Source organism: Trinickia sp. Y13 (assembly GCF_029522115.1).
Classification (GTDB): domain Bacteria; phylum Pseudomonadota; class Gammaproteobacteria; order Burkholderiales; family Burkholderiaceae; genus Trinickia.
Genome location: NZ_JAKWFK010000023.1, coordinates 1 through 20,609, shown reverse-complemented (window position 1 = coordinate 20,609; position 20,609 = coordinate 1). Strand labels below are relative to the sequence as shown.

The window sequence follows — 20,609 nt, the reverse complement described above, 5'->3', positions numbered from 1 at the left end:
AGCCTAAAACCGACAGCCGTTACGGTGCAGCCGACCGCGGCTTCGTTTGCACTTGCGCGATGGCGCTCAACAACGCATCGAGCATGACGGGCTTGGTCAAATGCGCATCGAATCCCGCCCGCGCGGCCTCCTCGACATCCGACGCTCTGCCGAAGCCGCTGAGCGCAATGGCCTTGATCGATGCGAACTCGGGCCGTCGGCGCACGGCCTGGATGAATTCCAAGCCGCTCATGCCGGGCATGCCGAGATCCGACAAGATCACCGATGGCGTCAGCTTGCCGAGCGATTCGAGCGCTTCGTCGCCGCTCGTGGCGATGGTCACCGCTGCGCCCTCCATTTCCAGCAGCAGTTTGAACGCCTCGAGCGTTTCCTGATCGTCGTCGACGATCAACACGCGCTCGCCTCGCAAGAAGGCCGTCGAGTTCGGGCCGCCAGCCGCATCGGGGACCGTCTCGACGATTCGCGGCAGCTTGACGGTGAAGGTTGCGCCGCGCCCGAGTCCTTCGGAATGGGCTCGTACCTGGCCGCCATGGATCGCGACCAGTTCTTTGACGAGCGACAGCCCGATACCGAGGCCGCCGCGTACGGCCGCAGCGGTGACGCGGCTTTGCCGGTACATCTCGAAGATATGCGGCAGCGTAGCCGGATCGATGCCGACACCGCTGTCGGTCACGCTCAGGACCGCGTCATATTCGTCGATCGAAAGCTGGACGACGATTTTGCCGTCGCCGTCGGTGAATTTGAGCGCATTGCTGACGAGGTTCCAGACGATTTGCTCGATTCGCGTGAGGTCGGCGTTCACGGATACCGGCTCGCTCGGCACCGAAAGCCGGAAATCGACATCCTTGCGCTGCGCTTCGTCGTGCATCGTATGACAGATGCGTTGCACGATTTCCTTGAGGTCGACGGGCCGTCGCGTGATCGACAATTTGCCGGTGCGCAGACGCGACATGTCGAGCAAGTCGTCGATGATCTGCGCTTGCCCGAGGACGGTGCGGCGTATCGTATCGGCCGCTCGGGCGATCGCCGCGTTTGCGCGGGCTTCGGCCGAGCGTGCGATGAGTTCCGTGTTCGCGCTGATCAGGTTCAACGGGTGCTTCAGCTCGTGCGATACGACAGCCAGGAACTCGTCGCGCCGCCGCTCCACTTCGTCGTTGATCTTGCTCGTTTCCTCGGACTTTGCGCTGAGCTCGGCTTTGACAATCCGTAGCGCTTCGCTTGCCGCCTGCAGTTGCTCGCGCGTGCGCTGCAATTCGCGTTCGAGTTGGGCGATGGGAGGCTGGCTCGCATCCTCGGTGTGCCGTTTGCCATCAAGCGCGTCGCTCGCGTGCGCCCCATCGACCCGAATTTCGCCGCCGTTCGATGGAGCGTCACGGCGTTCGGGCGAACGTCCTCGGCTGTGATCAGACATAGCGATCGATATGCACAAATGGAGTGAGCTGGCACAGGCGGCATTGGCGCCTCGCGACGAGTTCGCGATGGACTAGCCGGCAATCCGGCATGAGCCACCGCCGCCCGCGGCGGTTTTTGCTTCGTTTGGGTCGTGCCGCGCTGTATATGATACGCAACGCGTTGCAGATTGCGAGGGTCTAGCCCTTTGTCATGCGCACGGAAGGTATGCGCCCGAACGAAGCGGCAATGCGCTGCGTCCTTCTGCGTCCTTTACGGCGAAGGCGGCGGGCACGGACAACGTCCCGACGGACGTGGTTCCGGAAAAGCAATTGTCGTTCCATCGGCCCGGTGGCGGTGCTTCAATGCTGTCGATTATTCGAAGCTAGGAATGCCTTCGTCGCGGGTTCTGGGCGTCATCGAGCGGACCACCACGTTGAGCGCGCGCCCGAGAGGCAGGCCCGCCAAGAGGCCCCATGCGGCAAATGAAAGCAATGTGAAAGAAAGCGATGTGCTCCAGGACGCATGCGTAGCCATCGCATAACGCTCGATGAATTTGCAGACAAACGAGAGCAACAGCGTCACAAGCAAGCACGGATCTCCCGGTATGCGCACTTTGACGCGGTTATCCGTGACTTTGAACTGTAGAGCCCAACGGCTTGCGTGCAACCACCCCAGGCCCGCCCCGAGGGCCAGCATGGCGAGCGACACGGCATCCATCGATATATCCGCGCCCGGGAACGCGCGGTCAAGGCTCGCTGCACCGAGGGCCAGGAAGCCGAGCGGAAACACGAGCAGGCGCTCGGGGCGCATTGTGCGCGGAAAACACCGGCGCACGCCTAGATAGACGAGTGCGCAGAGCAGAACATATACGTAAGTCGGGATGAAATGCATGCTAATCGCCTCTTCCTTTTTATGACGAATCTTTGATGCGACGCGTTTGCGCGCGAGGAAAACAGCAGTGTATTTCCGCACCGATTCGCTTTGCGCGGCATGCGACGAATAGCACGCGGCGGCGACGAATTGCGGCTAGCGCCGACAAAGCGGAGAAAAGGCTCAGGCACGTCGACTGTGTCAACTCCTAGCTCTCGTAGTCGGCCGGTTTGGGGCCCCGGCGTGGGCAACGCCGCACGCTTCGAACGAGTGCGCTTGCGACGTATTGATGCGCGTGCGTCGTCCGGTTGCGTGATCCGACTATCGATAAAAGAAAGCGGGCGCTATACTCTGTGCCGCATTTCATCGCCCGAGAGCCCGCTTCATTTTTCCTCCGCCGACAAATCGGGGGAATAATGTCGAATAGTCCCAATTCGGAATATGGAAAACAAACAGCGTGGCCAATTGCGCCGAGTGAGTCCCCAATGCGATCCGTGCATGCGGCGCAGGGGCGTTGCGGCGTTGTTTTCGTTTGCCGCCTTGCTCGCCTGCGGCGGTTGCGCCGTCGGCCCCGATTTCAAAGCGCCTGCGGCGCCCGTCGCGGCCAGCGTGACGCGCGAGCCGTTGCCTGCGCAAACGCAAGCGACTCCGATCGAGGGCGGTGCGGCGCAGCGCTTCGACCCCGCGGCTCAGCTTTCGTCGCAGTGGTGGACCTCATACGGTTCGCCTCAACTCGATGGGCTCGTGGCGGCCGCGTTGACCAATAGTCCGACGATCGCTTCGGCGCAAGCCGCGTTGCGCGTGGCGCAAGAACAGGTGAACGCGCAGCGCGGCGGGTTGTTCCCGTCGATCAGCGGCAGCGCGGGCGCCACCCGAGAAAAGCTGAACGGCGCGGCGCAAGGGTTTCCCGGGTTCGGCGATTTTCTGTTCACGCTTTATAACGCGTCGGTGAGCTTGTCGTACAACTTCGATGTGTTCGGTGGGGTGCGGCGCGGCATCGAGGCGCAAGAGGCCGGCCGCGATGCGCAGCGCGAGGAACTGCAAGCGACTTACCAGACGCTCGCCGCCAACGTGGTGACGGCCGCGGTACTCGAAGCGTCGCTGCGCGCGCAGATGGCCGCGACCGAAGAGCTCGTTGCCTCGGCGCAGCACGAGGTCGATTTGAGCCGTCAGGAGTTCGAGCTAGGCGGTGCGGCCCGTTCCGACGTTTTATCGGCCGAATCGAATTTGGCGACGGTGCAGGCGACGTTGCCGCCCCTGCGGCAGCAACTTGCGGCTGCGCGCAGTCAGCTCGCCGTTTATCTTGGCAAGCCGCCGAGCGAATACGGCGAAGCCGCGTTCGACCTCGCCTCGCTGCGATTGCCGCTCGATATTCCGCTGATGGTGCCCTCCGAAATCGTGCGCCAAAGGCCCGATATCCGGCGCGCCGAAGCACAATTGCATGAAGCGAGTGCGCAGATCGGGGTCGCAACGGCGAACATGTTGCCCCAGATCGGCATTACGGGCAGCTATGGCGAATCGACGTCTTCTTTCCGTTCGCTATTCAACAGCACGGTGTTTTCGCTGGGCGCGAACGTGAGCGCGCCGTTGTTTCAAGGCGGAACGCTGAGCGCCAAGCGGCGCGCGGCGATCGCCACGTACGATCAATCGCTCGCGCAGTACCGGCAAACCGTTCTGCTAGCGTTCAAGAACGTGGCCGATGCGCTGCATGCGCTGGACGCCGATGCGCAAACGCTAGCGGCGCAATATCGTGCGCAAACGGCCGCGGCCGACAGCTTGCATTTGATCGAACAGCGTTTCGGTCTCGGCGGCGCGAATCACCTCGAACTGCTCGTTGCGCAGCAGCAGTATCAGCGCTCGCGCGTCGCTTATGTGCAGGCGCTGGCGGCGCGTTACCAAGATACGGCGGCGTTGTTCCTCGCACTGGGCGGCGATTGGAAGCAGGCGGGCGAGGCCGCGCAGGCCGATCGATAGCGGGTAGAGGGCAGAAGAGGGCAGCGAGCAAGATAGCGGTGGCAGGATCATCCAATTCATATCGCGGAAGTCGATTACATGACCGATAAATCGGAGTTGTTGCGGCAGTTGCGGATCGATCGCGACGCACGGCCCACGGAAAGTACGTCGTCGCGGCGCTTGTGGTGGCTGGCGGCGCTGATCGCTTTGCTGATCGCGCTCGGGGCGGCCGCTTTCTTTTGGTTGCATGCCGCGGTGCCGACAGTGAAGGTGGCGGTCGCTCGGCCCGTGGCCACCGGTTCGGGCGCGCAAGGGGGCGCATCGATTCTCGATGCGTCGGGGTATGTAGTTGCGCGCCGTCAAGCGACGGTGTCGGCGAAGATCACGGGCAAGCTTTCGCAGTTGTTCATCGAGGAAGGCGTGCACGTGAAAGAGGGCGACATCGTCGCCAAGCTAGACGATCGCAACGCAACGGCCACGCTGCTTCAAGCGAAGGCAGGCGTGACCCAGGCGCAAAGCACGCTGCTGCAGGCGAAGGCCGCCGCGGCCGATATCGCGCCTATTTACGCCCGCGACCGCAAGCTCGCCGCCGCGGGCGTGATCAGTACCACCGCGCTCGATCAAAGCAAGGCGAATTACGATGCCAAGCAGACGGATGTGGCAGTAGCCGAAGGCAATTTGGCCGTGCGCCGGGCGGCGCTCGAAGTGGCGCAACGCGATCTCGACGATACGACCGTACGTGCGCCGTTCACGGGCGTCGTGACGAGCAAGAACGCACAGCCGGGGGAAATCGTTTCGCCGCTATCGGCGGGGGGCGGTTTCACACGCAGCGGCATTTGCACGCTCGTCGATATGGACTCGCTCGAGGTCGAAGTCGACGTAAGCGAAAACTTCATCAGCCGCGTGCGTGCGGACGAACCCGCCACGCTGAAGCTGAACGCCTATCCGGACTGGAACATCCCTGCCTACGTGATTGCAGTTGTGCCCACGGCCGATCGCAGCAAGGCGACCGTCAAGGTGCGCGTGGGCTTCAAGTCGCGCGATCCGCGCATCTTGCCGGAGATGGGTGCGCGCGTCTCGTTCCTGAGCCGTGCGCAAAGCGGTGCGAACGGTGCGGCGAGTGCCGGCGCGGTCACGTTGCCGGCCGATGCGGTGCAGGCGAGCACCGGTTCGGCGACGGGCACCGTCTATGTACTGCACGACGACACGGTGGAGCGCCGCGAAGTGAAGCTGGGCGCGCGCGACGCCGAGGCCCAAACGGTGCTCGCCGGCCTCGCCGCCGGCGAACGCGTGGCGGTGGGTGATTTCACGAAATTGGCCGACGGTGCGCACGTGAAGGTCGTCGATCGGTAAACCCGAAACGCAACACTCGAACCCAGAATCGAGATCGAAGGAGCAAAGCGAAATGACTGCCATGGTGTCTCTGAAGGACGTCGTCAAGACGTACACGCGCGGCAAGCAAACAGTCGAAGTGCTGCACCATCTCGACATGAATGTGGCCGAGGGCGATTTCGTTGCCTTGATGGGGCCGTCGGGATCGGGTAAGACGACGGTGCTCAATTTGATCGGCGGCATCGATCAGCCGACGAGCGGGGAAATCGTGGTTGCGGGCGAGCGCATCGATCAATTGCGCGGCGGCAGCCTCGCGCGTTGGCGTTCGAATAACGTCGGCTTCGTATTTCAGTTCTACAACTTGATGCCGATGCTCACGGCCGAGCGCAACGTCGAACTGCCGCTGCTGCTCACTTCGCTGCCCAAGGGCGACCGGTTGAAGCGCGTGCATGCGGCGCTCGCCATTGTGGCCTTGGAGGATCGCGCCAAGCACAAGCCGTCGGAGCTGTCCGGCGGGCAAGCGCAGCGCGTGGCGATTGCGCGCGCGCTCGTGTCCGATCCGAAGCTGCTCGTTTGCGACGAGCCGACGGGCGATCTGGACCGCACCACTGCCGATGAGATTCTGCACTTGCTGCAAGTGCTCAACCGCGAGTACGGTAAGACGATCGTCATGGTCACGCACGATCAAAAAGCGGCCGACTATGCAACGCACACGCTGCATCTGGACAAGGGTCGATTCGTCGAAGAGCGGCAAAAGACCGAAGCCTAACGCAAGGGGATAGACGATGAAATTCATCCCGCTGATATGGGCGATGCTTTGGCGCAAGAAGGTGCGAACTTCGCTGACGCTGCTTTCGATCGTGATCGCATTTCTGCTGTTCGGCATGCTGCAGGGCGTGAACTCGGCGTTCAAGCAAACCATCGAACGTTCGAACGTCAATCGGCTCGTGGTAACCAACAAGATCTCGATCACCGAGAGCCTGCCGTACGCCTACATGAACCAGCTCGAAACGATTCCCGGCGTGCAGCGCGTGTCGCACGAATCGTGGTTCGGGCCTTATTACCAGGACCCGAAAAACTTTATCGCCGCATTTCCGGTCGAGCCCGAGCGCGAGTTTCCGGCTCATCCGGAAATGATCGTCCCCAAAGATCAACTTTCGGCGCTCGAGCATACGCGCGACGGCGCGATCATCGGCGCGGGCTTGGCGAAGAAATACGGATGGAAGATCGGCGACCGCATTCCGCTGCACTCCACGATTTGGGTGAAAGCATCGGACGGCAATTCCGATTGGGATTTCACGATCGTGGGCATCTATGAAGTGCCGAGCGAGCGTTCGCGCGAAGACGCGATGTTCTTCAACTACAAGTACTTCGACGAAGCCCGCAGCTTCGCGAAGGGCAAGGTGGGTTGGTACATCGTGCAGGTGAAAGACCCCAGCCAATCGGCGCAGATCGCCCAGGAGATAGACCGCCGCTTCGCCAATTCGCCCGATGAAACCAAGACGCAAACGGAGAAGGAGTTTCAACAGTCTTTCATGAAGCAGATCGGCGACATCAATCTCATCGTCACCTACATCCTCTTCGCCGTCTTCTTCGCGCTGTTGTTCGCGGTTGGCAGCACCGTCATGCAGGCCGTGCGCGAGCAAGTGCCCGAATTGGCCGTGCTCAAGACGCTCGGTTTTTCCGATACGCGCATGCTGGTGCTCGTTCTCGTGCAATCGCTGACGCTGTGCATCTTTGCGGCGCTGCTTGGGCTTGCCATTGCCGATCTGCTCTTTCCGATGCTGCGCGGGACGCTCGGCGTCGTCGACATGCCCGTGACCGTCATCGCGGAAGGCGTCCTCATGGCGGCGCTGCTCGCCGTGGCGACCGGCATCGTTCCGGCTTGGCGCGCCAAGCGGCTCGTCATCGTGGAGGCACTGCGCTCATGATCAAGCAAATCGTTGCTGTCACGTCGATGAACCTGCGTAGTTTGCCGCAGCGCATCGGCACGGCGTGGGTCATCGTGATCGGTATCGCCGTGACCGTCGCGGTCATGGTGTCGGTGCTGGCCATGGCCGCGGGTTTTCAGCGCACGTTGAAGGGCACGGCGCGAGCCGATCGGGCCATCGTGCTGCGTGCGGGTTCGCAGGCCGAGCTCGAAAGCACGATCGATCGAGAAAACGCGCAGACGATCATGGATGCGCCAGGTGTCCGTAAAGACGAAGCCGGGCGGCCGGTCGCTTCGGCGGAAGCGGTCGTGATCGTCGCCTTGCCGCAAAAGAAGGACGGGGCCGACGCGAACGTCACCTTGCGCGGGGTCGGGCCGAACGCGGCGAAGCTGCGGCCTGAGATGCATTTGATAGCGGGACGGATGTTTCGCCCCGCCGTGCGCGAATTGATCGTCGGCAAATCGGCCGTGGCGCAGTTCAAGGGGCTCGAGCTCGGCAGCCACATTGCCTTTCGGGACTCGGAATGGACGGTCGTCGGCATTTTCGAAAGCGGCGGCGATGCGCATGAATCGGAATTGCACGGTGATGTCGAGACCGTGCTCTCCGCGTATCGGCGCAATGGCTTTCAATCCGTGACGGTCATGCTCGATTCGGCGGCAGCGTTCGATCGATTCAAGAGCGCATTGACGACCGACCCGACGCTCAAGGTGGGCGTCCAGCGCGAAGCCGATTACTACGCGGCGCAATCGCGCAACTTATCGAAGCTCTTGAATCTACTTGCGTATTTCGTGGGCGGCATCATGGCGCTAGGCGCGTGCTTCGGTGCGCTCAACACGATGTACACGGCGGTGTCCACGCGCACGCGGGAAATCGCCACGCTGCGCGCGATCGGGTTTTCCGGCATGCCGATTGTGATTTCGGTGTTGGTCGAGTCGCTGCTGCTGTCCATCATCGGCAGTGCGATTGGCTCGGGCGCAGCGTGGCTGTTCTTTAACGGCAACACGGTCAATACGCTCGGCGCGGGTTTCACGCAGGTCGTGTTTCATTTGACGGTCACTGCCTCGTTGCTCGTGTCGGGCGTGTTCGTCGCCTGCACGATTGGTATGCTCGGGGGCTTGCTCCCGGCAGTACGTGCAGCGCGGTTGCCGATCGCGACTGCATTGCGGGCGAATTGAAGGCGAATTGAACACGAGTTGAACGCGAGTTGAAGGTCGCTCTCCCAAGCCGCTTATGGCAGCGCCGCGACGGTGTCCGCCGTCCGGCGCCGCTCGCGCGCGGCGTCGTCTCGATCCTATGGCTCGTCGCGTTCTGCAGCATCGTCAGTGTGGGCTTTTGGACGGCGCATCGCGACGAACCTTTGCTGCGGTATCTCGTGGTCGGAAACGGCATTGGCCTGAGCGCCTCGGCGCTTGGCAGGCTCACAGGCACACTCGGCGCGGCGCGCTTTGGCCTCTTGCCTAGGGTTTTGCTGATTGCGCCGTTGAGCGTGGTGGCGGGCGTCGAAATCGCTGCCTACACGGTCGGCGGCGTGCCGCATTTGCTGGGCCGTTCGAGCCTCGACGCTTGGTTTCACTACGGTACGTCGTTCGTCATTGCGGGCGTCGCCTGTGCGTTCGGCGCCGTATCCGCGCAAGCGATGAGGATGCGCGCATCGTTGGAAACCCAGCGACGCGAGGCGGCCGAGTTGCGGCAAGCCGAGACGGCGGCGCGGCTCGCCCTGTTGCAAGCGCAGATCGAACCGCATTTCCTGTTCAATACGCTGGCCAACGTCCAGAGTTTGATCGAGCGCGACCCGAAGCGTGCGGCATCGATGCTCGATAGCCTCAATCGATACCTGCGCGCGAGCTTGAAACGCACGCGTGATGCCGCCTCCACACTCAAGGACGAGGTCGAACTCGTGGAAGCGCTGCTAGACATTGCCTCGATTCGTCTCGGCGATCGTTTGCGCTATGCGATCGACGTCGTCGAGCCGATGCGACAAGTGCCGCTCGCGCCGTTGCTGATGCAGCCGCTCGTGGAAAACGCGTTGCTGCACGGCATCGAGCCGTCGATCGACGGGGGCGAGATTCGCATCGTGGGGCGAATCGAAGCTGATATGGTGGCGCTCGATGTGATCGACACAGGCGTCGGTCTGGGACACGGCACGAACTTGCATGGCGGCGTTGGGCTAACGAACGTACGTGCTCGCTTGAATAGCGTGTATGGTCCGCGCGCGAGCGTGTCCGTCGCCGCGAACGCCGAAGGTGCGCGCGGTGTGACGTCCAGCCTGCGCATTCCGATTTCTCCGCTTCGCTAGGGAGCGCTCGCTCATGCCGTCCGCCCTGATTGCCGACGACGAGCCGAATCTTTCGGCCGAACTCGCTGCGCGCCTAACGCGCTTTTGGCCCGAACTTCAGATCGTATCGATGCCGCGGGATGGGGTGGAGGCGCTGGCGCAGTTGAACGAGAAGCGCCCCGACATCGCCTTCCTCGACATTCGCATGCCGGGCATCGATGGGCTCAAGGTTGCGCAACTGGCCGCGCCCGTGCGGGTGGTGTTCGTGACGGCGTACGATGCCCATGCGGTGGAAGCGTTCGAGGCCGCCGCGACCGACTATTTGCTCAAGCCGGTGACGGACGAGCGCCTTTTGCGCTGCATCGCGCGTTTGCAGCAGAGCGGCGCGCCGGAGCGCGGGGCAGCGGCCGACGAGTTGGGCCAAGCTAGGGAAGTGGCGCCGATTCGATGGTTGACGGTAGGGATCAAAGAGACGACGAAACTCGTATCGATCGACGATGTGCTGTTCTTTCAGGCGACCGATAAGTACACCGAGGCGGTCACGCGCGATCAGCGGCATTTGATTCGCACGCCGCTGAAAGAGTTACTGCCGCGCTTGGACGGCGACCGGTTCGCCCAAGTGCATCGCGGCGTGATCGTGGCCTATGCGGCGGTCGATCGAATCGAGCGGGATTTGCTGGGCAGGCTGCGCATTCACCTGCTCGAGCATGATGCGGTGCTGCCCGTCAGCAGGGCGTATGCGGGACTGTTCAAGCAGATGTAGATCGCTTACATGCTGCGCAGCGCAAACCGCTTGAGCTTGCCCGTTTCCGTGCGCGGCAATGCGTCGATGAACTGAATGACGCGCGGGTACTTATACGGCGCGACCGTTTGCTTCACGAACGTCTGCAGGGCGGTGACGAGGGCATCGTCGGCGACGTAGCCTGGCTTGACGACGACGAACGCTTTCACGACTTGCCCGCGCTCCTCATCGGGCGCACCGATGACGCCGCACTCGGCCACGGCCTCATGCTGCATCAACACGCTTTCGACCTCGGGCCCCGAGATGTTGTAACCCGCGGACACGATCATGTCGTCGGCGCGCGCTTGATAGAAGACGTAGCCGTCGGCATCGACGTAAACCGCGTCGCCAGGCAGATTCCAGCCGTCTCGCACGAACTTCTTTTGACGCTCGTCGGCCAAATAGCGGCACCCGGTCGGCCCGCGCACGGCGAGCTTGCCGACCGTGCCGACGGGCACGGGCTGCATCTCGTCGTCGACGACCTGGATCACATAACCGGGCACGGCTTTGCCGATCGCACGGGGGCGCACTTCGTCGCCGGACGACGAGATGAAGATATGGATCATCTCCGTTCCGCCTATGCCATCAATCATCTCGATGCCGGTCGCCTTGCGCCAGAGCTCGCGCGTGGCATCGGGCAGCGCCTCACCCGCCGATACCGTCTTCTTCAAGCTCGCGATATCGAAGCGCGGCACGAGCGGCGCCATTTGCCGGTAGAACGTCGGTGCGGTAAACATCGTCGTCGCATGAAAGCGTTCCACGGTGCGCAGCAGCGTTTCGGGTGTGAGCCGTTCGATCAGCACCGTCGATGCGCCAACACGCATCGGGAAGCACAGCAAGCCACCGAGGCCGAACGTAAACGCAAGCGGCGGCGTGCCGCAAAAGACATCGGCGCCAGTCGGCTTTAGCACGTGGCGCGGAAACAGATCGCACATCGCGAGCACGTCGCGGTGGAAATGCATGCAGCCTTTCGGCGCGCCGGTCGTGCCGCTCGTGAATGCGATCAGACAGACATCGTCCGCTGCCGTGTCGCAAGCCGTAAACTGCGTGGGTTTAGTTGCGGCCAATGACTCTATGGCGCCGGGCGCGTCGCTGTGAAACACGCGTACGTCGACGAGATCGGCGCAATAGAATTCATCGTTCTCGTCGCAGCATCGGTCGAGTTCTTCGATCAAACGGGCATCGCAGAGAGCCGCGCGGATCTGCGCTTTGTCGATGATCTGCTTCAATTCCTTCGCTCGCAACAGCGGCATCGTCGGCACGACGACCAGTCCCGCTTTGAGGCTCGCCAGGAACGCCGCCGCCATTTGCAGCGTATTCGGCCCGCGCAGCAGCACGCGGTTGCCGGGAACCAGCGCCATGTCTTCGACGAGCACATGCGCCCAACGATCGACCATCTCGCGCAGCTCGCGGTACGTTGTACCCTTCGGCGTGTCGTCGACTTCCGACCAGATCGCGATGCGATCGCCGTGCCCGGCTGCGATGGTGGCGTCGAGCAGCTCCGTCGCGCAGTTGAAGCGCTTGGGGTAGGAGACATCGGGGTGATCGAGCAGCAAGACCGGCCATTGATCTTGCGGCGGCAAATGGTCTCGCGCAAACGTATCGACATGGGCTGACGGTTCCATGGCTCGCTCCGGGTCAGTCGGGTATCACGGCGGTGGCTTCGATTTCCACTTTGGCGCGGTCTTCGATGAGCGCGGCTACTTGCACGGCGCTCATGGCGATGTCGTAATCGCCGATCAACTCTCTGAACGCTTGGCCGACATCGCGCGCCGCCGCGAGGTACTCGCGTTTATCGGTCACGTACCAGGTCATGCGTACGAGGTGCTCCGGCCGCGCGCCGGCTTCTTTCAATATGGCGACGATGTTTTCGAGCGCTTGGCGTGCTTGCTCGGCGAAGGAATCGGAGCGGAATTGCTCGGTGTGGTCCCAGCCGATTTGTCCGGCGATGAACACTTGCGTGCCGTGCGCCGCGACGCCGTTCGCGTAGCCGCGCGGCTTGGACCACCCGGCGGGTAACAGGGGACGTTTCATCTAAGTGCCTCTTGAGCATTCGGGGATGAAGAAGCGGCCGCACGTTGCAACGCCGCGCGGATATCGTGAGGAATGTCGATCGATTCGCCGCTCTCCAGCGACGTCGTGACCAGTACTTGGTGCGCGACGAACCGAACGCCGTCGAGGCCTCGGCCGACGATATGGATGCCTATCGAGCGCTGACCGACCTTCGTCAACGCAAGCGAGAGCGTGACCGTTTCGCCCATGCGGCTTGGCCGGGCGAATTCGCATTGAAGCCTGACGATGGGCAGGCCCACGCGGCGGCGCGCGATCATATCGGCGTAGTCGATGCCGAGCGAATCGGTGAACCAGTCTTCGACGAGCGCGTTCGTCAGCGTCAGATACTGCGGAAAGAACACGATGCCCGCCGGGTCGCAATGCGCGAAGCGAATGCGCACGGGGCGTTCGAAGACGATGGGCGCTTGCTCGCTCATGGTCATTGGCCCGCCCCTGCGCGTTCGGCCGTCGCAGTGTGTTCGGCATGCGCTTTGAGCAGATCGCGGCCGATGATGAGTTGCTGGACCTCCGTTGCGCCTTCATAGATGCGCAGGGCACGAATCTCGCGATAGAGCGTCTCGACGGGCGCACCGCTGCACACGCCTTGACCGCCCCACAATTGCACGGCTGCATCGATGACGCGCTGCGCGCCCTCGCTGGCGTGCCACTTCGCCATCGCAGCCTCGCGCGTGACGCGTTTTCCTTGGTCGCGCATCCACGCCGCGCGGTAGACGAGCAGGGCGGCGGAATCGATCGTGAGCGCCATCTCTGCGAGCCTCGCTTGAGTCAATTGAAAATCGCCGAGCGTTTGCCCGAACATGCGGCGCGACGTTGCGCGTTGCAGCGCCTGCGCCAACGCGTGCCGGGCGAAGCCGAGCGATGCAGCGGCCACCGACGTGCGAAAAATGTCGAGTGTGCGCATAGCTAGCTTGAATCCTTCTCCCGCGGCGCCTAGCCGCTGGGCTTTGGGCACGCGCGCACCGTCGAAGCGCAGGCGCGCAAGCGGATGCGGGGCGATGACATCGATACGCTCGGCGACCGTGAAGCCCGGCGTATCGGCATCGACGATGAAAGCGCTGATGCCGCGCGCGCCCGGCGCCTCGCCCGTGCGCGCGAAGACCACATAGAAATCGGCGATGCCGCCGTTCGAGATCCACGTCTTCTCGCCATCGAGTACGTAGGCATCGCCCTCTTCGCGCGCGGCGAGAGAAAGTGCCGCGACGTCCGATCCCGCGTCGGGTTCCGAGAGGGCAAATGCCGCGATGGCTTGGCCGCTCGCGACGCGCGGCAAATAGCGGCGTTTTTGCTCGTCCGTGCCGGCAAGCGAGATGGCACCCGAGCCGAGTCCCTGCATGGCAAGCGCGAAATCGGCCAGGCCCGAATGGGAGGCGAGGATTTCACGCAACAGGCAGACGGAGCGTGTGTCGATTGCATCGCCATGGCCGCCGTATGCCGCGCCGCCCACGCCGTAGCGGAGCCAGCCGTCTTCCCCGAGCATGTGCACGAGGCGGCGGCAGTGTTCATCGACGCTTGCTCTGCCGTGCGGGCCGGTTTGCAACGGCTCCCCGTACGTGAGCAGCGAAACGTTCGCATCGCACCATGCCTGCACATCGACGGCTAGCTTGCGATGCCGGTCTTCGAAAAAAGGCCAATCGAGCATGTCCGCCCACTGAGCGTTCGCCATGTCAGTTTCCTTCGAAGAGGGGCCGCGTCTTGGCCGCGAACGCGCGATAGGCGCGCTCGAAATCACGCGTCGCCATGCAGATCGCTTGCGCCTGCGCTTCTGATTCGATCGCTTCGTCCACGCTCATGCTCCACTCTTGGTGCAGCATCTTCTTCGTGACGCCATGGGCGAACGCCGGACCCGACGCGATCGAGCGGGCGAGTTCTTCGGCGTCGGCCAGCAACTGATCGGGTGCGCAGAGACGGTTGTAGAAGCCCCAAGCGAGACCTTCTTCGCCGCTGGCCGAACGCCCTGTAAACAGCAACTCGGAGGCTCGCCCTTGACCGATGATGCGCGGCAGGATCGAGCACGCGCCCATGTCGCAGCCCGCGAGGCCGACTCGCGTGAAGAGGAACGCCAGCTTGCTGCGCGCCGTGGCGAGCCGCATATCGGCTGCCATCGCGATGATCGCGCCGGCGCCTGCGCAGACGCCGTCGACTGCGGCGACGATCGGCTGCGGGCAGTGACGCATGGCTTTGACGAGATCGCCCGTCATGCGGGTGAACATCAGCAGCTCCGGCATCGGCAGGCCGATCAGTGGGCCGATGATCTCGTGAACGTCGCCGCCCGAGCAGAAGTTCTCGCCCGCCCCATGGATCAAGATGGCTTTGACGTCGGTTGCGGAGGCGAGATTGCGAAACAGGTCGCGCAGCTCCGCGTAGGAGTCGAACGTCAACGGGTTTTTGCGCTCGGGGCGATCGAGCATGACCGTGCCGACGCCATCGGCCACGCGCCAGCCGAAGTGACGCGAGCGATACGCTGAAAGGGTCGTGCGATTGCCGGCTCGCAGCGCATCGGCATTCATCGCGGCATCCGTCATTGCTTGGTTCTCCTATTCATTCACATCTCGCAACTGTTTGCTCACTTCAACTCTTGATGCAATCGAGCAGGTGTTGTTTGAGCTTGCCAAGACGTTGCTGCATCTTCGATTTATCGTCGATCGATAAGCCGCCGAACAATTCGACGACCCAACGCTCGTGCGCTTGGGCCATTTTGTCGAACAGCGTGCGGCCGGCTGGCGTGAGCCGCACCGTGAAGGCGCGGCGATCGTTGGGGTCGGCATCGCGCGCGACGAGACCTTCCTTTTCCAACTGATCGGTCAACCCCGTCACATTGCCGCCCGTCACCATTAGACGGCGCGAAATCTCGCTCATCTTGAGCCCTTCGGGGTGACGTTCCAGTTGCGCCATGAAGTCGAAGCGCGGCAGTGTCGTGTCGAATTCCGTGCGTAGGCGGCGGCGCAACTCGGTCTGCACGAGGTTGGTCGTCGTCAAAAGGCGTAGCCACAAGCGCAGGCTAGTGTGGCTATCGGCGCCCGTGCTCATTTCGAGGTCGACGACGTTCTCCGCCCGCGCTTCGCGCGGTGCGGCTTTCTTTTTTGTCGAAGCGCGAACGGCGTCGCTCACATTACTTCTCCGCCAGAGATGGAAATCGATTGCCCCGTCACCGAGGCCGATTCGGGCATGACGAGCCACAGCACCGCATGAGCGACTTCGTCGGGCGTAATGAAACGCCGTTGCGGGTTGGCGCGTTGCAGCGCCGTGCGTGCTTCGGTGGCGCTTCGGCCGGTTTTAGCGACGACCTGATCGAGCGAGGTCTGCAATAGGGGCGTTTCCGTGTAGCCTGGGCAGACAGCGTTGACGGTGACGCCCGTGGTGGCCGTTTCGAGCGCGAGCGCTTTGGTGAGCCCGATGACGCCATGCTTCGCGGCGCAATAGGCGGTCACGTACGGATAACCGATTTGCCCTGCTGTGCTTGCAACATTCACGACGCGGCCGAACCCACGTTCGATCATGGAGGGCAATGCAGCTTGCGTGCAGAGGAACACGCCGGTCAAGTTGACCTCGAGCATACGTTGCCACAACGCGAGGTCAGTCTTCGCGAACGGGGCGGCTTGCGCCTGCCCGGCATTGTTGACGAGCACGTCGACCGGGCCGAGTGCATCGCACGCGGAAGCGAAGGCATCGTCCACGGCGTCGGGGTGAGTGACATCGACGGTGGCGCAATGCACGGCATGCGATGCGCCGAGTGCCGTGCGATGTGCTTCGAGCTTGGCCGAATCGCGGCCCATCAGCGTTACGCGCGCACCCGCATCGACGAGCGCTTGCGCGATCGCCGCGCCAATACCGCTGCCACCGCCTGTGACGACTGCGTGCAGATCGTCGAGCGAGTGCGCCATCGGCTTTGCGTTCATTGTGCCACCTCGGCGGGTGCAGATGCTGCGGCATGGCTCGCGCGTTCGCGCTCGAAGTTGCGTTCGAGCTGGACTTTCGCTGCCGAGTATTGCTTGGGCCAGGCGACATCGAAGTAGCCGATTTTCGCGGCCTCGGTGAGGGTCCAAGCCGGATTGGCCAGATGGGGCCGCGCCACGGCGCAAAGATCGGCGCGGCCCGCGGCGATGATGCTGTTGACGTGATCCGCTTCGGAGATGGCGCCCACCGCGATCGTGGCGATGCCCGCTTCGTTGCGGATACGATCCGAGAACGGCGTTTGAAACATGCGACCGTAGACGGGTTTTTCGGCTTTGCTGACTTGCCCCGACGACACATCGATCATATCCGCGCCAGCGGCCTTGAATGCGCGTGCGATTTCGACGGCATCGTCGGGTGTCGTTCCGCCGTCCACCCAATCGTTCGCTGAGATGCGTACGGAAATCGGTTTGCCTTGCGGCCAGACCTTTCGAATCGCGTTGAACACTTGCAGCGGATAGCGTAGCCGGTTTTCGAGGGAGCCGCCGTATTCGTCGGTGCGGTGGTTCGTGAGCGGCGAGATGAAGCTCGACAAGAAGTAGCCGTGCGCGCAGTGCAGTTCGAGCCAATCGAAGCCAGCTTCCTGGGCGCGTTGGGCGGCGCGCACGAATTGCGCTCCGATCTCGCGCAACTCGTCGTGAGTGGCCGCGTGCGACCACTGGCTGATGCCCGCGAGATACTGTTGCTGCGAAGCCGAAACGATCGGCCAATTGCCGTCGGGCAAAGGCTGATCGATACCCTCCCAACTGACGCGCGTCGATGCCTTCGCGCCCGCGTGGCCGAGTTGCATGCCGATTTTTGCATCGCTCATGTGATGGACGAATTCGACGATGCGCTGCCAAGCATGCAAATGCTCGTCGGTGTACATACCGGGGCAGCCGGGCGTGATGCGTCCTTCCGGCGAAACGCAGGTCATTTCCGTCATGACGAGTCCGGCGCCACCCATCGCACGTGCGCCGAGATGTGTCAGGTGGTAATCGCCCACCGTGCCGTCCACAGCCAAGTATTGGGCCATGGGAGAAACGACGACGCGATTCTTGAGCTTGATGTCGCGCACGGAGAACGGCGTGAACATCGGGGGAATGGATTGCTTTGTATCGCGTGCGCCTTCGACGCCGGCCTTCTGAGCTAGCCATTGTTCGAATGAGCGTACATAGTGCGGATCGCGTTGACGCAAGTTCTCGTGCGAGATGCGTTGCGAGCGCGTGAGCAGCGAGTAGGCGAACTGCTCGGGTTCGAACGAAGCGTAGCGGCTGACGTGCTCGAACCATTCCGTCGAATTGCGTGCGGCGTTCTGAATGCGCAGCACGTCGACGCTGCGCGTTTCCGTGTAATGGGTGAGGGCGGCGCGCAGATCGTGCGGGTGGGCATCGATGCTATCGGCTAGCGCGATAGCGTCTTCGAGCGCGAGCTTCGTTCCGGACCCGATCGAGAAGTGTGCCGTGTGCGCGGCGTCGCCCATGAGCACGATGGGTGTGGCACCGCCGTTCGCACGCGCCCGGTAATGCACCCATTCTTGATTGACGACGCGCGGGAATCGAATCCACTGCGCGGAGCCGCGCAGGTGTGCGGCGTTCGACATCAACGGGTGGCCGTCTAGGTACTTCGCGAATAACCGTTCGCAGAAGGCGATGCTGTCTTCTTTGGTCATTTCGTCGAGGCCGGCCGCGCGCCAGACGCGCTCGGGCGCTTCGACGATGAAGGTCGAGGTGTCCTGATCGAACCGGTAGGCGTGCGCTTGAAACCAGCCCCATTCGGTTTTTTCGAAGGCGAAGGTGAAGGCGTCGAATAGCTTGTGGGTGCCTAGCCAGACGAAACGGCAATCGCGCACGTCGATATCGGGCCGGTAAGTTGCGGCGTATCTCTGACGGATGGGGCTGTTGGCGCCGTCGCAGGCGATGATGAGATCGGCGTCGTAATCGTCGTCGTTCGTCACGTTAGTTTCGAAGACGAGCTTGACGCCGAGCGCTTCGCAGCGTGCCTGAAGGATATTGAGCAGACGTTTGCGCCCGATGCCGCAGAACCCGTGGCCGGAGGAGCGGATGGTGCGTCCGCCGAAATGGACGTCGATGTCGTCCCAGTGGTTGAACGCATCGAGGATCATCTCGGCGCTTGGGGCATCGGCCGTGCGCAGGTTTTCTAGCGTTTGGTCGGAGAAGACCACGCCCCAGCCGAACGTGTCGTAGGGGCGGTTTCGCTCGATGACGGAAACCTCGTGCGCCGGGTTGCGCAGTTTCATCAATAGGCCGAAGTAGAGCCCGGCGGGCCCACCCCCGATGCAGACGATGCGCATGGCGCCTCCTCGCGTGTCGATGGGGGAAATTTAGGTGTAAATAGTTTAGGTGTCAAGTAAACGGAGGGGGCCGCGGGCGCTGGTGTGGGCGCTGATGATCCGATGTAATAAAGTCAGTCTTGGGAGAATGAAGTCTGTCGTGCGGACAGATGGCGGGTACCCTGGCTTAATTCAAGATGGCGGGCTCCGGGTAGGAGCGCAGAATGGCGAGCGGGTTGGCAGGATCGGTCCACGGAGCGTGCGTGCCGCTCGGGTGCCCGCAGGCCCCCTACGTAAAGACGCCCGTCGACGAGGTTTCCGGGACAGCTGCAGCGGTGCATATAGAGAGATACGCGAACATCGAAGCGTGGATGAAGAGTCGATTCATTGCGCCGCTTTTGTTCGGTTAGGATTTGCCGCCGCGGGGAATGAACTTCAAGACTACCTGCCGCGTTTGCCTCGGGAAAGGTGGCAGATTCGTAGAGGCACACTGTCATGTGCGCCAGGCGTTTTTGTTCAGCGCGTTGTATCCCGCTGCCGTACGCGCACCCATTCGGGCGCCACAGCCTGAATTTTATTTGTCAGAATTCCGCCGGCGTAACCGCTTGGCAGACGGCGAAAATCAGCAGGAGTATCGATACCTGTTGAGAATTCGCCGCCATAGTAAGGCCCAATGGCGAAGACCGCACTTCTGGCGCTAGCCATCCGGTCGAGAAAACGATCTGGCCAGCCCCACAGCCAAGGAGCGATATTGATCGGCACAAAGATGATGCTGTTGCGGCATGCCGAAGGAACTATCCCGGTCCACCCGTATGCAACGTAGGAGATCAAACATCGCTTGAGTGTGCTCCGAGACATCGCTTTCACGCCAGGCAGCTCAGCGCGAAAGGTAGCAATGGGGGCGTCTCCGCCGTACACCATCAATCGCTTAGATGCTTCGAATGGTTGCTTACGAAAGGCCGCCGCGAGCAGGCGCCCCTCGTTCGGGTCGTTGCTCTTAATGTTGATCAGGAATCGCCCCGTCGGGAATGTCGCCAGCACGTCGCTAAGGGACGGCATGAGGCCAACTCCCATGCCGCGAAAGGGGTAGGTCCGCCCGCCGTCGGCCGTGTATCCGTAGCCGATATCGAGTGTTCGCAAGTACGCCATCGATTGCTCGCGAGTCACGCCATGGCCATTGGTGCGGCAATCAACGGTCCAGTCATGAAAGACAGCGAACTGTCCGTCCGTCGTGGGATGCACGTCGAACTCGACGATGTCCGCTCCGGCCTCGAAACTGGCTCGCATCGAGGCGATGGTATTCTCAAGATAGGAATGCGTCGGCGGCAGCATCCGTGCTGCCGTGCAAGTATCGTTCTTAAGGTCTGTCTTGTCGAAATCCTGCGAGATGCCTCGATGTGCCAGCAGCATTGGCGTCCCGGACACGCGCTGCATAAAAAGGGTTGAGTTGTTGACGAAGACAAAGGCGATCCATATAGCTACGGTGCCGATAATCCATGAACGCAATTTACGCATATTGGCAAACACTCACTTGTGTGACGGAGCAAGGCGGAAAGACCTGAAGTGTCATCATGCTTTTCCTCCCGATGGGAGACGACTTGGAAAAACGCGATCGAACCACGCTTTGCGAGCAACCTTTGCCGAGAGGGACTCTAGCAGGCTGTTGAAGTATCCCCCTCGCAGCGCGACGGTAGCTTTCTCAAGAGCTGCTGCGCCGACTTGGGGGTGTCGATTTGATGCTGAATTTCCTTAATTCGGGCCGATTCGATGTCGTTTCCT

At 62.3% G+C, this 20,609-nt stretch carries 18 protein-coding genes; 7 read left to right on the top strand and 11 right to left on the bottom strand.

The annotated features are described in order from the left end of the window. Positions 1-19: 19 nt before the first annotated feature. Both MMB74_RS25600 and MMB74_RS25595 read right to left on the bottom strand, forming a co-directional pair. Positions 20-1,411 carry an ATP-binding protein gene (locus tag MMB74_RS25600; protein WP_277431463.1) on the bottom strand — a complete coding sequence of 464 codons (1,392 nt, stop codon included), beginning with the start codon at positions 1,409-1,411 and terminating at the stop codon, positions 20-22. A gap of 353 nt (positions 1,412-1,764) precedes the next feature. Then, positions 1,765-2,283: a DUF6622 family protein gene (locus tag MMB74_RS25595; protein WP_277431462.1), complete on the bottom strand. Its 519-nt coding sequence runs from the start codon at positions 2,281-2,283 to the stop codon at positions 1,765-1,767. A gap of 477 nt (positions 2,284-2,760) precedes the next feature. Between MMB74_RS25595 and MMB74_RS25590 the strand changes: the two genes are divergently transcribed. The 7 genes from MMB74_RS25590 (at position 2,761) to MMB74_RS25560 (ending at position 10,516) form a co-directional block, all read left to right on the top strand. Next, positions 2,761-4,236: an efflux transporter outer membrane subunit gene (locus MMB74_RS25590; protein ID WP_277431461.1), complete on the top strand. Its 1,476-nt coding sequence runs from the start codon at positions 2,761-2,763 to the stop codon at positions 4,234-4,236. A 78-nt stretch (positions 4,237-4,314) separates the two neighbouring features. Next, positions 4,315-5,568, top strand: a complete 1,254-nt coding sequence (locus tag MMB74_RS25585; RefSeq protein ID WP_277431460.1) for an efflux RND transporter periplasmic adaptor subunit — start codon at positions 4,315-4,317, stop codon at positions 5,566-5,568. Between the two features lie 52 nt (positions 5,569-5,620). Continuing rightward, positions 5,621-6,316, top strand: a complete 696-nt coding sequence (locus tag MMB74_RS25580; RefSeq protein ID WP_277431459.1) for an ABC transporter ATP-binding protein — start codon at positions 5,621-5,623, stop codon at positions 6,314-6,316. 16 nt (positions 6,317-6,332) lie between these two features. Beyond that, a complete protein-coding gene (locus MMB74_RS25575) occupies positions 6,333-7,478 on the top strand; it encodes an ABC transporter permease (RefSeq protein ID WP_277431458.1) in 1,146 nt (381 codons plus the stop codon). After that, on the top strand, positions 7,475-8,653 hold the full coding sequence (locus MMB74_RS25570; RefSeq protein ID WP_277431457.1) for an ABC transporter permease: 1,179 nt from the start codon (positions 7,475-7,477) through the stop codon (positions 8,651-8,653). Before MMB74_RS25575 ends, MMB74_RS25570 begins: the two co-directional genes overlap by 4 nt. Before the next feature lie 113 nt (positions 8,654-8,766). Continuing rightward, on the top strand, positions 8,767-9,774 hold the full coding sequence (locus tag MMB74_RS25565; RefSeq protein WP_277431498.1) for a histidine kinase: 1,008 nt from the start codon (positions 8,767-8,769) through the stop codon (positions 9,772-9,774). 13 nt (positions 9,775-9,787) lie between these two features. After that, positions 9,788-10,516 (top strand): LytTR family DNA-binding domain-containing protein, encoded by a 729-nt coding sequence (locus MMB74_RS25560; RefSeq protein ID WP_277431456.1) that lies wholly within the window; start codon positions 9,788-9,790, stop codon positions 10,514-10,516. 5 nt (positions 10,517-10,521) lie between these two features. Here the strand turns inward: MMB74_RS25560 and MMB74_RS25555 are convergent, their stop codons facing one another. From MMB74_RS25555 to MMB74_RS25515, 9 genes are all read right to left on the bottom strand, one after another. Beyond that, positions 10,522-12,159 carry an AMP-binding protein gene (locus tag MMB74_RS25555; RefSeq protein WP_277431455.1) on the bottom strand — a complete coding sequence of 546 codons (1,638 nt, stop codon included), beginning with the start codon at positions 12,157-12,159 and terminating at the stop codon, positions 10,522-10,524. A 13-nt stretch (positions 12,160-12,172) separates the two neighbouring features. Then, complete coding sequence (locus MMB74_RS25550; RefSeq protein ID WP_277431454.1) at positions 12,173-12,568, bottom strand: RidA family protein; 396 nt, start codon at positions 12,566-12,568, stop codon at positions 12,173-12,175. Next, positions 12,565-13,023: a thioesterase family protein gene (locus tag MMB74_RS25545; protein ID WP_277431497.1), complete on the bottom strand. Its 459-nt coding sequence runs from the start codon at positions 13,021-13,023 to the stop codon at positions 12,565-12,567. Before MMB74_RS25545 ends, MMB74_RS25550 begins: the two co-directional genes overlap by 4 nt. A gap of 2 nt (positions 13,024-13,025) precedes the next feature. Further along, positions 13,026-14,270 carry an acyl-CoA dehydrogenase family protein gene (locus MMB74_RS25540; RefSeq protein WP_277431453.1) on the bottom strand — a complete coding sequence of 415 codons (1,245 nt, stop codon included), beginning with the start codon at positions 14,268-14,270 and terminating at the stop codon, positions 13,026-13,028. Between the two features lies 1 nt (position 14,271). Continuing rightward, a complete protein-coding gene (locus MMB74_RS25535) occupies positions 14,272-15,129 on the bottom strand; it encodes an enoyl-CoA hydratase family protein (RefSeq protein ID WP_277431452.1) in 858 nt (285 codons plus the stop codon). 46 nt (positions 15,130-15,175) lie between these two features. Beyond that, entirely contained in the window at positions 15,176-15,715 is a 540-nt protein-coding gene (locus MMB74_RS25530; protein ID WP_277431451.1) for a MarR family transcriptional regulator, read from the bottom strand. Next, positions 15,712-16,488, bottom strand: coding sequence for an SDR family NAD(P)-dependent oxidoreductase (locus MMB74_RS25525; RefSeq protein ID WP_277431496.1), 777 nt, complete (start codon positions 16,486-16,488; stop codon positions 15,712-15,714). Before MMB74_RS25525 ends, MMB74_RS25530 begins: the two co-directional genes overlap by 4 nt. Positions 16,489-16,499: 11 nt before the next feature. Continuing rightward, positions 16,500-18,851, bottom strand: coding sequence for a bifunctional salicylyl-CoA 5-hydroxylase/oxidoreductase (locus MMB74_RS25520; protein ID WP_277431450.1), 2,352 nt, complete (start codon positions 18,849-18,851; stop codon positions 16,500-16,502). Positions 18,852-19,346: 495 nt separating this feature from the next. Then, positions 19,347-20,345, bottom strand: coding sequence for a glycerophosphodiester phosphodiesterase family protein (locus MMB74_RS25515; protein ID WP_277431449.1), 999 nt, complete (start codon positions 20,343-20,345; stop codon positions 19,347-19,349). Between the last annotated feature and the right edge of the window lie 264 nt (positions 20,346-20,609).

Excerpts from the sequence above, each read along its gene's own strand:
- MMB74_RS25600 (WP_277431463.1), bottom strand. The coding sequence starts at position 1,411 with ATGTCTGATCACAGCCGAGGACGTTCGCCCGAACGCCGTGACGCTCCA.
- MMB74_RS25595 (WP_277431462.1), bottom strand. The coding sequence starts at position 2,283 with ATGCATTTCATCCCGACTTACGTATATGTTCTGCTCTGCGCACTCGTC.
- MMB74_RS25590 (WP_277431461.1), top strand. The coding sequence starts at position 2,761 with ATGCGGCGCAGGGGCGTTGCGGCGTTGTTTTCGTTTGCCGCCTTGCTC.
- MMB74_RS25585 (WP_277431460.1), top strand. The coding sequence starts at position 4,315 with ATGACCGATAAATCGGAGTTGTTGCGGCAGTTGCGGATCGATCGCGAC.
- MMB74_RS25580 (WP_277431459.1), top strand. The coding sequence starts at position 5,621 with ATGACTGCCATGGTGTCTCTGAAGGACGTCGTCAAGACGTACACGCGC.
- MMB74_RS25575 (WP_277431458.1), top strand. The coding sequence starts at position 6,333 with ATGAAATTCATCCCGCTGATATGGGCGATGCTTTGGCGCAAGAAGGTG.
- MMB74_RS25570 (WP_277431457.1), top strand. The coding sequence starts at position 7,475 with ATGATCAAGCAAATCGTTGCTGTCACGTCGATGAACCTGCGTAGTTTG.
- MMB74_RS25560 (WP_277431456.1), top strand. The coding sequence starts at position 9,788 with ATGCCGTCCGCCCTGATTGCCGACGACGAGCCGAATCTTTCGGCCGAA.
- MMB74_RS25555 (WP_277431455.1), bottom strand. The coding sequence starts at position 12,159 with ATGGAACCGTCAGCCCATGTCGATACGTTTGCGCGAGACCATTTGCCG.
- MMB74_RS25550 (WP_277431454.1), bottom strand. The coding sequence starts at position 12,568 with ATGAAACGTCCCCTGTTACCCGCCGGGTGGTCCAAGCCGCGCGGCTAC.
- MMB74_RS25545 (WP_277431497.1), bottom strand. The coding sequence starts at position 13,023 with ATGAGCGAGCAAGCGCCCATCGTCTTCGAACGCCCCGTGCGCATTCGC.
- MMB74_RS25540 (WP_277431453.1), bottom strand. The coding sequence starts at position 14,270 with ATGGCGAACGCTCAGTGGGCGGACATGCTCGATTGGCCTTTTTTCGAA.
- MMB74_RS25535 (WP_277431452.1), bottom strand. The coding sequence starts at position 15,129 with ATGACGGATGCCGCGATGAATGCCGATGCGCTGCGAGCCGGCAATCGC.
- MMB74_RS25525 (WP_277431496.1), bottom strand. The coding sequence starts at position 16,488 with ATGGCGCACTCGCTCGACGATCTGCACGCAGTCGTCACAGGCGGTGGC.
- MMB74_RS25520 (WP_277431450.1), bottom strand. The coding sequence starts at position 18,851 with ATGCGCATCGTCTGCATCGGGGGTGGGCCCGCCGGGCTCTACTTCGGC.
- MMB74_RS25515 (WP_277431449.1), bottom strand. The coding sequence starts at position 20,345 with ATGCGTAAATTGCGTTCATGGATTATCGGCACCGTAGCTATATGGATC.